Below are 12484 nucleotides of genomic sequence, written 5' to 3'. Positions count from 1 at the left end.
TCAGGTCAGCACGCCGAGGAGCGCCAGCAGGCCCGCCGCAGCCACGACCGCGTAGCCGAGGGCGATCAGACCCGGCGCGAAGCGGATGCTCTGCGGCGCGCCGACACCGCGGTCGCGCTGCGCGTTGCGCGAGATGCGCACTGCCCCGTAGAGCGCCGCGGCGACCGCGATGAGCAGGCCGACCAGGTCCCACGCGATGGCTCGTCCTCCGATCTCGACGACCGGCAGGATCTGACGCAACCAGCCGAAGGGCGCACGCACGGACGCGTCCTGACCGGTCAGGCTGCCGACCACGACCGCGAGGAACGCGACGAGCGCGAGGACGCCTGCCGCCTTGTCGAGCCACCACCCCCGCCGGACCATCGCCCGCTCCTGGGACCACCCCTGCTCGGTGTCGGGGAACCGCCGACGACCTGCGTACTGGCCGTCCCACCAGCCGTTGCGGCGCCAGATCGACGCCTTCACACGAGCCGGGTCGAGCGCCCTCACGGCCTTGCGGTGGGTCCTGCGCTGCGCGCGCGCCACCAGGTGGACCGCTGTGGCGTCGTAGCCGCGCTCGTGAGCCGCCTTGAGCGCGAGCGCGAGGTGGCGGTTGTCGAACATCCGTTGCAGACCGTCGGGCGGGCCGGCAGGTGGCGTCGGTTGGGGTACGGCGACCGTCTGCGGCGCCGGCGGGCTCGCCGCCGGCGGCTCTGGCACCGGACGCGGGGTCGGCGCGACGGCGGAAGCGACCCGCGTCGGGCTCGGCACCTCGGGCGTGCGGGTCGGCCGCTGCGGGGTCAGCGCGCCGGGCGCCATCCGCTGGAGCTCGGCGACGACCTCGCGCATCGGCGGGCGGGCCTCAGGGGCGACGGCCGTGGTGCGGCGTACGAGCGGGAGGAGTGCGTCGGGCACGCCCGACAGGTCGCTGCGCCCCTCGGCGACCGCGCTCATCGTCGCGGCATCGTCGCCGCGCGGGAACGGCATCGCGCCGGAGGACGCGAACGCGATGAGCAGACCGATCCCGTAAACGTCGCTCGCCGTCGTGCCCCGGTCCCCTGCGAGGCGTTCGGGTGCGGCCCACGCGACGGATCCGATCATCTCGCCGGTGGTGGTGAGGTCGTGGACGTGCTCACCCTTCGCGATGCCGACGTCGATCAGGGTTGCGCGGCGCCCGGCGAGGACGGCGTTGGCGGGCTTCACGTCGCGGTGGACGTAGCCGAGGTCGTGGAGTCGGCCGAGCGAGCGCGCGGCGTCGAGAGCCGCCGTGACCACCGTCTCCTCGGATAGCGGGCCGACGTGGCGGACGGCGTCGGCGACGGTGACCCCCTCCAGCAGCTCCATCGCGAACCAGGGCCGAGCGGCGCGAAGGTCACCGTCGAGGTAACGAGGGAACCCGGCGCCGCCGAGCCGGTGCAAGAGCTCGGCCTCCCGCGCGAAGCGCTCGCGTGCACCGTCTCCGACGTACGTCAGGAGCTTGACCGCCACGGGCTGACCGCCCGGAGCACGTCCGACGTACACCGCACCGAAGCCGCCGGAGCCGATCAAGCCCTTCAGCCGGTACGGGCCGACCGCCGCGACCTCCGCGTCCAGCGGCTGTGGCGTCGCGGTCGCGACGCGGGTCGTCGGGGCATCGCGTTCAGCCCGACGGTCGCCCACTTGGACCGTCGGGACATGGTCCTCCGCGGTTTCGCCCGCTGACATCCGGCCCCTCGTACGTCGTCGGTGCTGTCTGGGAAGCGTAGCAACGCTCCCGGCCAACGGCCGTCTCCCGGCGGCGCGTCACGCTCCGCGGACCAACGCGTACGCCACCGAGAACATCACGAGGGCGATTCCCGCGTCGACGGCCCGCCACGCCGCGGGACGCGCGAGGACCGGCCGCAGGAGGCGCGATCCGTACCCGAGCGCGGCGAACCACCCCCAGCTCGCTGTCACCGCCCCGAGCGCGAACAGCCAGCGGGAGCCACCGTACGAGGAGCCCACCGAGCCCAGCAGCAGGACCGTGTCGAGGTACACGTGCGGGTTGAGCCAGGTCAGGGCGAGCGCGGTCGAGACCACGACCCAGGTGGATGTCCGCGCGCCGCGGTCGTCCACGTCGAGCCGGCCGCCGGAGACGGCCCGGCGCGCCGCCAGCAGGCCGTAAGCCGCGAGGAAGGCCGCGCCTCCCCAGCGTGCCGCCGTGACCAGCGCCGGCACTCCGGTGATCAGCGCTCCCATGCCTGCGACGCCGGCGACGATCAGCACGGTGTCGGACAGCGCACAGACGAGGATCACGGTGCCGACGTGCTCACGACGGAGCCCCTGCCTGAGGACGAAGACGTTCTGGGCGCCGATCGCCACGATCAGCGAGAGGCCCGTGAGAAGTCCGGCCACCACGACCGACGATGTATCTGCCACGCCTTCGACGGTAGGCAGCCTGTCTCCTTCAGTCCAGCTAAACTTTCTTACCTCGATGAAGGAGCACTTAATGAAGGATCTTGCCCTCGACCAGCTTCGTACGCTGGTCGCCGTCATCGACGAAGGTAGCTTCGAGGCTGCTGCCGCAGCGTTGCGCGTGACCCCGTCGGCCGTGAGCCAGCGCGTCAAGGCGCTCGAGGCGGCGACCGGGCGCGTCCTCGTCCGCCGGACGCGGCCGGTCGTCATGACCGAGCAGGGCGCGGAGGTGCTGCGCCTCTCGCGCCAGGTCGACCTCCTCGTGCGCGAGCTCCGTCCTTCTCGTGCCGAGGACACCCCGCCCACCGTCGCCGTCGTCGTGAACGCAGACTCGCTCGCGACCTGGTTCCTTCCTTCGGTCGCGCCGGTCCTCGACCGGGTGCGCATCGACGTCCAGCGCGAGGACGAACGGCACTCCCTCGCACGGCTGCGGGACGGTTCCGCGCTCGCCGCCGTGTCGGCGGAGGCCGAGCGCGTGCCCGGCTGCTCCGTCACCGCGCTCGGGACGATGCGCTACCGCGCGATGGCGAGCCCCGCGTTCATCGACCGCTGGTTCGCCGACGGAGTGTCGCCGGCGTCGCTCGCCCGGGCTCCCTTCGTGAACTTCGATCGCGTCGACGACCTGCAGCGCCGGTTCGTCCGGAGCGTCACCCGCGACCGTACGGATCCGCCGCACCACTACGTGCCCGGGTCGGACGCGTTCCGGGAGGCGATCCGGCTCGGGATCGGGTGGGGGATGCTTCCTGCGCTCCACGCGACGGACCTTGAGGCCTCGGGCGCGGTCCGGGCGATCGCTGCCGACGCCCGCGCCGACGTGAGGCTGTTCTGGCACCAGTACCAGCTAGAGTCCCCCGCCCTCGCCGTCCTGTCGGAGGCGGTACGCGAGGGTGCGGGCCTGCACCTGCGCTGACCTCCCGCCTCTCACCGCTCGGAGGCGACCTCCCCGATCACGAAGTCGTCGATGCGCAACGCGCCGAGCAGCGGCCTGATCAGCCGCGGCGCGCGTCGCCGACCGGGGTCGTGGACCTGGTGGACCGCCGTCAGGTCGATCGAGCGCCGCCGTGTCGTCACCGTCGCACCACCGGCGGCCAGCACGTTGCGGACCCAGTCCGCCCCGGGCCCGTACACGAGCGCGATGGCCACCTCGTCGCCACGCCGGAACACCGCGACCGGGGTCCGGTAGGCACGGCCCGAGGTCCGTCCGCGGTGCGTGACCACACCGAAGCCCGGCACGAACGGCGCGACGTGCACGATCAGCCGGTTGGGCAGGGCACGGTTGAAGCGACCGACGCGGGTCGGGATCGGCATGCTCGAAGGGTCCCACGGCCGGCGGGACCGCGCCATGATGGTGTCGTGACCGACGTCATCGAGATGCTGGAGCGCTGGGAAGACGCCGGCGGGACCTGGCAAGTCGTGGCCCGGACCTCCGCGCGAGCGACCGTCGCGCTGTGCCGGTGCGACGGCGGCGAAGAGGTCGAGCGGCTGTCGTCGGAGGAGCCCACCGTCCTTGCGATGCTGGCACAGCGGTCGAGCAACGAGGACGACCCTTGGTTGCGGCCCTCCGACCCAGCAGGATGAACCCATGAGATGCCCCAACGACGAGACCACCCTCGTGATGAGCGAACGCAGCGGGATCGAGATCGACTACTGCCCGGAGTGCCGCGGCGTCTGGCTCGACCGCGGCGAGCTCGACAAGATCATCGACCGTGCCGGCACCCAGGCCCCGCCCGCAGCCGCTCCGGCCCCGGCGCCCGCGCCGACCTACCAGGAGCGCCCTCAGCAGCAGTCGTACCAGCAGCCTTCCTACCAGCAGCGTGGCTACGACGACCGCGGCTACAAGCGGAAGAAGAAGGAGAACTGGCTCTCCGACCTGTTCGACTGAGGCTCCCAGCCGCGGGTCGAGGCGCCCTCACCCCCGAGAGGGCGCCTCGACGACTCAGTGGGCCTTGCCCGCCTTCCAGTAGCCGACGAACGTGATGCTCTCCTTCGGCAGGCCGGCCTGCACCCAGTGGCGTCGCGCGCCCGTCACGAGGCCGGACTCCCCGACGACCCAGGCGTACGCCGGTTCGTCAGGGAGCTCGAGCGCCTGCACGGCAGCGAGCGCCGCCCGACCGGGCACGGCGGCGTGGTCGTCGCGGACGACCCAGGTGATGTCGATCCCGGCCGGCGCATCGAGGTCCTGGCGATCGCCGTCGGTGGGGACCTCGACCACGACGTGGCCGGCCGCGTCGACGTCGAGCGAGCCCAGGATCCCTGCCACGGCGGGCAGGCCCGTCTCGTCCGCCGCGAGCACGACGCGGGACGTCCCGGGCGGCGGGTTGAAGCACACGCCCTCGTCGAGGACGGCGACGGCGTCCCCGGGGCTGCAGGTCTGTGCCCACGATGCAGCCGGGCCTGCCGTGCCGTCCTCGGTCGAGCCGTGGACGACGAAGTCGACGTCGAGCTCCGGCCCGTCGGCGCCGTCCGCCCGGTAGGCGCGCACGGTGTAGTTGCGCAGCACCGGGCGATCGGTCTTCGAGACGGTGAGGAACTTCAGGTACGAGAGTGTGGTGAGCTTCTTCGGGACCCGCGTGAGTGAGGTGTCGGAGACCGGAAGGAAGAGCCGGAACCACTGGTCGTACCCGAGCGCGACGAAGTCGGCGACGTCCCCGCCTCCCAGGGTGACGCGCACGAAGCTCGGGGACACCTGCGTCCGCCGAAGGACGTGCAGGGTGGTCAAGCCGGGCGTGCGGGCCTCGACGTGGGTCGAGTCCAGGTTCGTGCGGGCCACAGGTCCTCCTCGGACGGATGAGTTAGGTAAACCTAACCAATCCTCCGAGGAGTTGTCGAGACCGGGTCGTCAGGCACCGTTCTCGGCGGCGCGCTTGAGGAGTTTCAGACGACGGTCCCAGGCGTCGGCGTGCCGCTGCAGGTCACGCCCGAGCCGGCTCAGCTCGGAGCCGATCGGACGGAACAGCACCTCGCGGCCGCGCCGCTGCGACTCGACGAGCCCGACGTCGCGGAGGATCTCGAGGTGCTTGAGGACGGCCTGCCGCGAGATCGGCAGCTCCGCGGCGAGAGACGAGGCCGAGGCCGGCCCGTCGCCCAGCCGGACGAGGAGCGCCCAACGGGTCTCGTCCCCCAGGGCCGCGAACGCCGGCGCGGGGGACGCGCCAGCGCTCACGCCTGCGCCGTCGCGACCGACTCGACGTACGCCCGGGCGATCGCGAGCTCGATGGTCCAGCCCTCGGTGTTGTCGGCGAGGCGCTTGCGGCGATCGTCCTCGGTCCCGCCGAGCGACGCGAAGCCGCTCTCCGCGACCCGGAGGGTCACTCCTCCGGGGCGCTCGTCGATCCAGAACTCGACGAGCGTGGACTCGGCGTCAGGCTCGGGCGCCGCATGGTCGCTGATCCATCGGAACGCGGCGTAGCGGGGGCGCTCGAGCGTCACCGTCCGGAACGCGAAGGTGCCGTGCGTGCGGTCGTGCACGAGATCGACGTCTCCACGTCGCTCGATCTCGTGCTCCTCGTACGCCGATCCGTCGTTGATGTACCAGCCCGGGACGGTGACGAGGACCCAGACCCGGTCAGCCGGGGCGTCGATGTCGATCTGCTGCTCGATCCGGTCGTCCATGTGCTCTCCTCGGTTCGGACGTGCAATAATATTGTTGCACCTTACCGCTTCCGGGTCGAGCGCCGCCCGCTACGGCGCCGGGCGCGTCCTGCAGGCGACCACGACCAGCGCCCCGACGAGGGAGAACGCCGCCGTCACCAGCGCGGCGACGTTCCACCCGTCGTAGAGGTCCTGCTGCGTCGGCCCGTGCGCGTCGACGACCACGGCCACGACGGTCACGCCGATCGCGGACCCGACGTAGCGGGCGGTGTTGTTGGCGCCGCTCCCCATCGCTTCACGACCCGCCGGGACGCTCGCCACCGCCTCACGCCCCAGCGCGGCATTGAGCACCCCGCTCGCGATGCCGGCAAGGACCAGCGCCGGCACGAATCTCCACCACGACGTGCCTGGTCCGACGCCGGCGAGCAGCGCCTGGCCGATCGACACCCCGAGCAGGCCGGCTGCGAGCTGAGCACGCCCGCTCCACCTCGCCGGGAGACGACGGGCCAGGAGCGAGGCCGCCACGCTGGTGGCGGACCACGACAGCAGCAGGACCCCCGCACCCAGGGCGCCGATGCCGAAGCCGGTGTCGAGGAAGATCGCCATGAACGAGAAAAGAGCGATCACCCCCATGCCCGTGGCGAAGGCGGCGACGCTCGCCGCCACGAACGGACGGTGCCGCAGCAGTGCCAGGTCGAGCATCGGAGCCCGACCGCGACGCTCCGCGACGACGAAACCGACCAGCAGGACCCCCGCTGCGACGAAGAGTCCGGTCGCGAGGGCTCCGCGATCGGGCTCGCGACTCTCGACCAGGCCGGCGAGGAGGCAGCTCAGTCCACCGGCGATCAGCAGGCCTCCCCAGCGGTCGAGGCGACGACGGCGCGGCGCACGCGACTCGTCGAGGTAGCGCAGCGCGAGGACCACGGTCGCGACAGCGGCCACGGCCAGCACGGCGTACGCGAGACGCCACGACACCCACACGTCGCACAGCCCGGCGACGACGGGGCCGATCGCGATGCCGGCACCGAGCGCCGCGCCCCACGTCCCGCTGGCCGCGACGCGGGCAGGACCGGGAGCGAACGCGTGCGCGAGGATGCCCAGGCTGGCCGCGGTCACCGCCGCGCCGCCGACACCCTGGACGACCCGCGCGAGCACGAAAGAGAGCGGGTCGGACACGACGGCGCACACCAGGCCGCCGACGGCCAGCACGACGAGACCGATCACGAAGGTCCGGCGTCGCCCCAGATCGTCCGCGACCGCGCCGGCCGTGAGCAGCGCAGCCGCCAGTCCGATGCTCATCGAGCTCAGGATCCACGTGCGCCCGGCCGTGTCGGCGTCGAGCGAAGCCGCGGTGGGGACGATCGTGGCGAGGGGCAGCGTGAACGCCATGATCATCAGCAGCGTCCCGGACGCGACGACGGCGAGCGTCGCGCGCGGATGCCGAGCGCCGACGCCTGACACGACCGCTGTCGAGACCGCCACTGAACTCCCCTAAGTCGTCACGACCTCGGCCCTGCGGACCGCGGCTTTCGGTTTCTCGTAACAGATTTGGTTACAATAACAGCATGAGCGCCAACAGTCGCCTGACCATCGCGGTCCACATGCTGAGCGTCCTGGAGCTCCGGCGCCGACGGGACCACGAGTGGTCGACCTCCGAGCAGGTGGCGCGCAGCGTGCGGACGAACCCCGTGGTCGTACGCCGGTTGCTGGGCGACCTCCGCGACGCAGGGCTCGTCGAGTCCCGTCGTGGCCCCGGTGCCGGTTGGCGGATGGCCCACGACGCCGCGGAGATCACGCTGGCCGACATCGATCTCGCCCTGGGCAGCGAACCCGCGTACGCGATGCACCGCAACGAGCCGAACCCCGCGTGCCCCGTGGCCCGTGGGATCCGACCGGCGCTCGAGCCCGTCTACGCGCACATCGACGACGTCGTCCGGGTCGAGCTGGCCCGGACGACCCTCGACGACGTCTTTCGTACGACGATGGCGCTGGCCGACTGAACCGGCCCCGCTGAGCCCGATCCTGCTGCGGCCGCTGCGGCGATAGCCTGACCGCACATCCCGAGCCAGGAGGAACGATGTCCGACGCCCACACCCGGATCACGCTCGACGAGTCGGAGATGCCGACCCACTGGTACAACATCGTCGCGGACCTGCCGACGCCTCCCCCGCCGCCGCTGCACCCCGGCACCCGTGAGCCGGTCGGACCGGACGACCTTGCGCCGCTCTTCCCGCCGGAGCTGATCGCGCAGGAGGTCACGACCGACCGCTACGTCGAGATCCCGGAGGCCGTCCGTGACGTCTACCGCCAGTACCGTCCCTCCCCGCTGATCCGGGCCCGCCGCTGGGAGAAGAAGCTCGGCACGTCCGCACGCATCTACTACAAGTACGAGGGCGTCTCACCGGCCGGGTCCCACAAGACCAACACCTCGGTGCCGCAGGTCTACTACAACGCGCTCAACGGAGTGACCCGCCTGACGACCGAGACCGGCGCCGGACAGTGGGGCACCGCGCTGGCCTATGCGTGCTCGCTGTTCGGCCTCGAGTGCGAGGTGTGGCAGGTCGGAGCATCGTTCGACACCAAGCCCCAGCGCCGTACGCTGATCGAGGTCTTCGGCGGGAAGGTCCACCGCTCGCCCAGCACGCTGACCGAGTTCGGCAAGGGCTTCGACAGCGATCACCCCGGCTCGCTCGGCATCGCGATCACGGAGGCCGTCGAGCTCGCCGCGCAGGACGAGTCCACCAAGTACGCCTTGGGCTCGGTGCTGAACCACGTCCTGCTGCACCAGAGCGTGATCGGCGAGGAGGCGCTCCTCCAGCTCGCCAAGGCCGGCGAGCAGGGTGCGGACGTCGTGATCGGCTGCGCCGGCGGGGGTTCCAACTTCGCGGGCCTCGCGTTCCCGTTCCTTCGCGAGAAGCTCGCCGGCCGCCAGGACGCGACGATCGTCGCCGTCGAGCCGTCCTCGTGCCCGACCCTGACCCGCGGCGAGTACCGCTACGACTTCGGCGACACGGGCGGCATGACGCCGCTGATGAAGATGTACACGCTGGGACACGACTTCGTCCCGTCCCCGATCCACGCCGGCGGGTTGCGCTACCACGCGATGGCACCGCTCGTGTCGCACGTCGCCCATGAGGGCATGATCGAGGCCGTCGCGCTGCACCAGAGCGAGTGCTTCGAGTCGGCGGTGGAGTTCGCTCGTACGGAGGGCATCGTCCCCGCGCCGGAGTCGTCCCACGCCCTCTCCCAGGCACGGCGTACGGCCCTGGCCGCGACCGAGTCCGGTGACGAGCCGGTCATCGTGATCGGCCTGTCCGGTCACGGCCTGCTCGAGCTCGGTGCGTACGACTCGTTCCTGCACGGCCGTCTCGACGACGACCCGCTGAGCGACGACGCCCTGGCCCGCTCCCTGGCGGCCGTACCCGTCCTCTGATGATCGAGGTCGCCGACGGCGTCCTCGTCGCCATTCACCCGTTCTGCACCACGACCACCACCGTGGTCGTCGGTGCGGACGGGACGGAGTGCCTCGTCGTCGACCCAGCCGTGACCGCGGCGGAGATCGATGCCCTCGCCGGAGAGCTCGCCAGGCGCGGACTGGTGGTGACGGGCGCGTTCTCGACGCACCCGCACTGGGACCACCTGCTGTGGCGCCCCGCGCTCGGCGAGGCACCGCGGTGGGCGACGGCGACCGGCGCACAGCGGGCGCTCGCCGTCGTCGACGACAACGCGCGCAAGGCCCGCGAGGCGCTCGACGGCGTCGACGTGAGCGGCATGGCCCGGGTCGACGCGCTTCCTCAGGCGGTGGAGGTGCTGCCGTGGGAGGGCCGGTCCTGCCGGGTCCTGGAGCACGCCGCGCATGCTCAGGGCCACGCGGCGCTGCTGCTGCCCGACGTCGGTGTCCTCGTCGCCGGCGACATGCTCTCCGACGTCGAGATCCCGCTGCTCGACCTCGAGGCCCGGCGACCGTGGGACGACTACGCCGAGGCGCTCGACCTGTTCGCGCAGGTCGCGCTCTCGGTGGACGTCGTGGTCCCGGGGCACGGCAGCGTGGGCGACCGCGCTGAGCTGGTGCGCCGCATCACCGCCGACCGCAACTACCTGGCGTCGCTCCTGCTCGACGACGAGCAGGACGACCCGCGACTGGCTGGGGCGGCGGAGTGGCTGCTCACCGAGCACGCGGACGCGCGTCGACGGGTCCGCGGCGACGTCGCACGCTGAGACCGGTCCGACGGGCGACGGTGTCAGTCAACCCGCCGCCCCCGGTCGCAGAACTCGTACGGCGACCCGCGGTGCCATCAGGCTCTCCGGCGGCGCGACGAGGGCGGTGACCTTGAGAAGTGCTGCAGCCACCGCGACATCGTGCCGTGCGACTCTCTGGAGCCTGTCCACGTAGCGGCTCACCACGCGATGTCCAGGCGGCGCCGCCCCGGTGACGCCCGGGATCTTCAGGTCGGCGCCGGTGACCACCGTCCACGCATGGTCGACGATGCTCGCGGCCTTGCCCGGATAGTCCTCGCGCACGGCGCGAAGCCCGGTCGCCACGGCGTCGCCCAGCGCGGCGGCCTCGAGCGCGGCGAGGCTCATCCCCTGCCCGAACGTGGGGTTGATGCTGCAGATCGCGTCCCCCACGGCGGCGTACCCCGTGGGGAGGTCGTCGACACGCTCGAACCGCCGCCGGCGGGAGTCGGGGAACCGGTAGGCATGCGAATCGTGCAGGGGCTCGCGGTCCTCGAGGAGCCCCGCCACGTCGGACGAGGTGATGCGTGCCGCAGCCCGGCGGAGCGCGTCGGTGTCGAGCGGTGGCTCTTCGTCGCCGTACGCGAAGAGCGTGAGCGTCCACGTGTCGTCCTCCTGCCGGATCGCGACCGCGCCACGCGGGACCTCGGGGGTCGCGGCGGAGATCACGAACACCCTGGTGCCGAGGTCGTCCGGGAAGGCCTCGACATGGGTGGTCACGTAGCGGATGCCGACCTCGACCCGTTCCTCTCGCGGCGCCGACGCACCGAGCGCGGGAAGCCAGCGCATGGCACGACCCGACCGCCCGGTCGCGTCGACGACCAGGTCCGCCTGGATCTCGCGCTCGGTCGGGTCGCCGCCGCGGTCACGGACCACGACCCCTGTGACGCGACCGCGATCGCCCAGCAGCCGGACGACGTCGACGCCGGATCGCACCTCGACCTCGGGGAACGCCGCCACGCGGGTGCGGAGAGTGTGCTCGAGGAGAGGCCGAGAGACGGCGACCCCGCGGAGCCCGAGGTCGCACTCGGCGACGAGGCCTCCGCCGATCCACCATCGTCCGACGCGACCCACGTCGCCGTCGGAGAGCGCACCTGCTCCGACGAGCTCCTCGGTGAAGCCGGGGAGGAGGGTCTCCATCGCCTGCCGCCCCGACGGAAGGAGCCCGTGCGTGTGGATCGCCTGGGGGGTCCCTGGGCGCGGTCCGGGGCGGGCGGGTGGGTGGTCGCGTTCGAGGACCATGACGCGATCGGCGTACGGCGCCACGGCGGCCGCCGCGAGCAGACCCGCAACGCTTCCCCCGGCGACGACCACGGTGCCGACGTGTTCTGCTGTGCTGGACATGGCTCCCCCTCGGAGCCGGAGCGCCGCGGCGCCCGTTCCGCACGTCGCACAGGGCTCGTGCCGTTCCGGCCGACGCTCATCGTCGCACGCACGGTGGTTCGCGGGAGCCGTTCTTGAGCGGGGTCAGGCGCCGAGCGAGATCCTGCGGCCGTGGTCGGCGAGGACCGCCCGGGCCGAGCCGTCCTCCATGGCGTCGACGAAGCGGACACCGGGCGTCTCGAACAGGTAGCGGCGGGCCGCGGGAGCGAACCAGCCGAGACCGAGCGGCCAGAACGTTCCCCAGTGCACCGGTACGGCCCACCGTGCGCCGACCTGCGCGACCAGGTCGGCCGCCTGCACAGGGTCCACGTGGTCCTCGCCGAGCGTCGGCCCCCATCCACCGACGGGGACGAGCGCGAGGTCGACCGGCGCGACGTGCGAGACGTCGGTGCGCGGTCCGGTGTCGCCGGGGAACCAGAACGAGCGGTCGCCCGGCCCGACGACACGGAAGCCGAGCGGCGGCGACACGCGGCGGGACCATCGGTGTCGCGACTCGGGGTGGTCGGCCTCGAGCACCTGCACCTCGACGCCGGCGAGGTGCAGGACGTCTCCGGGGGCGGCCTCGTGGACGTCGAGGTCGAGTCCCCTGAGGAGGTCGGTGCTCGCGCTGGGCACGACGATCGGTGTCCCCGCGGCGATCCGTCTCAGCGACGGCAGGTGGAAGTGGTCGAGATGGAGGTGCGAGACCAGGACGAGGTCCGCGACTGCGGCCGACGCGTCCGGCGACGGAGAGCGACGGGCGAGGTGGACGAAGCGGTCGACGAGGACGGGGTCGGTCAGCACGCGGATGCCGCCGAGCTCGATCGTGGACGTCGAGTGCCCCCACCACGTCACGGCCAGCCGGTTCACGGACGTCATCGTC

The 12484-nt window shown here is 72.3% G+C and carries 15 protein-coding genes; 6 read left to right on the top strand and 9 right to left on the bottom strand.

The window, feature by feature from the left end; all coding sequences use genetic code 11:
* Together AB3M34_RS07825 and AB3M34_RS07820 are read right to left on the bottom strand one after the other, a co-directional pair.
* On the bottom strand, positions 1–1683 hold the full coding sequence (locus AB3M34_RS07825; RefSeq protein WP_370618776.1) for a serine/threonine-protein kinase: 1683 nt from the start codon (positions 1681–1683) through the stop codon (positions 1–3).
* Positions 1684–1761: 78 nt separating this feature from the next.
* Complete coding sequence (locus AB3M34_RS07820; RefSeq protein ID WP_370618774.1) at positions 1762–2376, bottom strand: LysE/ArgO family amino acid transporter; 615 nt, start codon at positions 2374–2376, stop codon at positions 1762–1764.
* Between the two features lie 70 nt (positions 2377–2446).
* Between AB3M34_RS07820 and AB3M34_RS07815 the strand changes: the two genes are divergently transcribed.
* Positions 2447–3322 (top strand): LysR family transcriptional regulator ArgP, encoded by an 876-nt coding sequence (locus AB3M34_RS07815; protein ID WP_370618772.1) that lies wholly within the window; start codon positions 2447–2449, stop codon positions 3320–3322.
* Between the two features lie 11 nt (positions 3323–3333).
* Here the strand turns inward: AB3M34_RS07815 and AB3M34_RS07810 are convergent, their stop codons facing one another.
* Positions 3334–3720: a nitroreductase family deazaflavin-dependent oxidoreductase gene (locus tag AB3M34_RS07810; protein ID WP_370618770.1), complete on the bottom strand. Its 387-nt coding sequence runs from the start codon at positions 3718–3720 to the stop codon at positions 3334–3336.
* 45 nt (positions 3721–3765) lie between these two features.
* Here AB3M34_RS07810 and AB3M34_RS07805 point away from each other — a divergent pair, with 45 nt between their 5' ends.
* Both AB3M34_RS07805 and AB3M34_RS07800 read left to right on the top strand, forming a co-directional pair.
* The gene (locus tag AB3M34_RS07805; RefSeq protein WP_370618768.1) at positions 3766–3990 is read left to right on the top strand and encodes a hypothetical protein; all 225 of its coding nucleotides are present in this window, start codon (positions 3766–3768) and stop codon (positions 3988–3990) included.
* 4 nt (positions 3991–3994) lie between these two features.
* Complete coding sequence (locus tag AB3M34_RS07800; protein WP_370618766.1) at positions 3995–4294, top strand: zf-TFIIB domain-containing protein; 300 nt, start codon at positions 3995–3997, stop codon at positions 4292–4294.
* Between the two features lie 54 nt (positions 4295–4348).
* Here AB3M34_RS07800 and AB3M34_RS07795 read toward each other — a convergent pair whose 3' ends face one another.
* The 4 genes from AB3M34_RS07795 to AB3M34_RS07780 all read right to left on the bottom strand — a co-directional run bounded on the left by AB3M34_RS07795 (position 4349) and on the right by AB3M34_RS07780 (position 7485).
* Positions 4349–5182 carry a siderophore-interacting protein gene (locus AB3M34_RS07795; protein ID WP_370618765.1) on the bottom strand — a complete coding sequence of 278 codons (834 nt, stop codon included), beginning with the start codon at positions 5180–5182 and terminating at the stop codon, positions 4349–4351.
* 69 nt (positions 5183–5251) lie between these two features.
* On the bottom strand, positions 5252–5575 hold the full coding sequence (locus AB3M34_RS07790; protein ID WP_370618763.1) for an ArsR/SmtB family transcription factor: 324 nt from the start codon (positions 5573–5575) through the stop codon (positions 5252–5254).
* Positions 5572–6024, bottom strand: coding sequence for an ATPase (locus AB3M34_RS07785; protein ID WP_370618761.1), 453 nt, complete (start codon positions 6022–6024; stop codon positions 5572–5574). Before AB3M34_RS07785 ends, AB3M34_RS07790 begins: the two co-directional genes overlap by 4 nt.
* A 69-nt stretch (positions 6025–6093) precedes the next feature.
* Positions 6094–7485, bottom strand: coding sequence for an MFS transporter (locus AB3M34_RS07780; protein ID WP_370618759.1), 1392 nt, complete (start codon positions 7483–7485; stop codon positions 6094–6096).
* An 83-nt stretch (positions 7486–7568) separates the two neighbouring features.
* Here AB3M34_RS07780 and AB3M34_RS07775 point away from each other — a divergent pair, with 83 nt between their 5' ends.
* The 3 genes from AB3M34_RS07775 to AB3M34_RS07765 all read left to right on the top strand — a co-directional run bounded on the left by AB3M34_RS07775 (position 7569) and on the right by AB3M34_RS07765 (position 10221).
* Positions 7569–8003, top strand: coding sequence for an Rrf2 family transcriptional regulator (locus AB3M34_RS07775; protein WP_370618757.1), 435 nt, complete (start codon positions 7569–7571; stop codon positions 8001–8003).
* Between the two features lie 77 nt (positions 8004–8080).
* The gene (locus tag AB3M34_RS07770; RefSeq protein WP_370618755.1) at positions 8081–9436 is read left to right on the top strand and encodes a TrpB-like pyridoxal phosphate-dependent enzyme; all 1356 of its coding nucleotides are present in this window, start codon (positions 8081–8083) and stop codon (positions 9434–9436) included.
* A complete protein-coding gene (locus AB3M34_RS07765; RefSeq protein ID WP_370618754.1) occupies positions 9436–10221 on the top strand; it encodes an MBL fold metallo-hydrolase in 786 nt (261 codons plus the stop codon). The genes AB3M34_RS07770 and AB3M34_RS07765 overlap by 1 nt, the downstream gene beginning before the upstream one ends.
* Before the next feature lie 27 nt (positions 10222–10248).
* Here AB3M34_RS07765 and AB3M34_RS07760 read toward each other — a convergent pair whose 3' ends face one another.
* On the bottom strand, positions 10249–11583 hold the full coding sequence (locus tag AB3M34_RS07760; protein WP_370618752.1) for an NAD(P)/FAD-dependent oxidoreductase: 1335 nt from the start codon (positions 11581–11583) through the stop codon (positions 10249–10251).
* A 123-nt stretch (positions 11584–11706) separates the two neighbouring features.
* Entirely contained in the window at positions 11707–12471 is a 765-nt protein-coding gene (locus tag AB3M34_RS07755) for an MBL fold metallo-hydrolase (RefSeq protein WP_370618751.1), read from the bottom strand.
* Positions 12472–12484: the final 13 nt, after the last annotated feature.

The organism is Mumia sp. Pv4-285 (assembly GCF_041320275.1).
GTDB classification, from domain to species: domain Bacteria; phylum Actinomycetota; class Actinomycetes; order Propionibacteriales; family Nocardioidaceae; genus Mumia; species Mumia qirimensis.
Note: the sequence above shows the minus strand (reverse complement) of the source record. Positions and strands in the feature narration are given on the sequence as shown.

What these genes read in the sequence shown, in the direction of transcription:
- AB3M34_RS07770 (WP_370618755.1), top strand. Translation starts at nt 8,081, where the DNA reads ATGTCCGACGCCCACACCCGGATCACGCTCGACGAGTCGGAGATGCCG.
- AB3M34_RS07800 (WP_370618766.1), top strand. Translation starts at nt 3,995, where the DNA reads ATGAGATGCCCCAACGACGAGACCACCCTCGTGATGAGCGAACGCAGC.
- AB3M34_RS07765 (WP_370618754.1), top strand. Translation starts at nt 9,436, where the DNA reads ATGATCGAGGTCGCCGACGGCGTCCTCGTCGCCATTCACCCGTTCTGC.
- AB3M34_RS07815 (WP_370618772.1), top strand. Translation starts at nt 2,447, where the DNA reads ATGAAGGATCTTGCCCTCGACCAGCTTCGTACGCTGGTCGCCGTCATC.
- AB3M34_RS07785 (WP_370618761.1), bottom strand. Translation starts at nt 6,024, where the DNA reads ATGGACGACCGGATCGAGCAGCAGATCGACATCGACGCCCCGGCTGAC.
- AB3M34_RS07825 (WP_370618776.1), bottom strand. Translation starts at nt 1,683, where the DNA reads ATGTCAGCGGGCGAAACCGCGGAGGACCATGTCCCGACGGTCCAAGTG.
- AB3M34_RS07810 (WP_370618770.1), bottom strand. Translation starts at nt 3,720, where the DNA reads ATGCCGATCCCGACCCGCGTCGGTCGCTTCAACCGTGCCCTGCCCAAC.
- AB3M34_RS07760 (WP_370618752.1), bottom strand. Translation starts at nt 11,583, where the DNA reads ATGTCCAGCACAGCAGAACACGTCGGCACCGTGGTCGTCGCCGGGGGA.
- AB3M34_RS07775 (WP_370618757.1), top strand. Translation starts at nt 7,569, where the DNA reads ATGAGCGCCAACAGTCGCCTGACCATCGCGGTCCACATGCTGAGCGTC.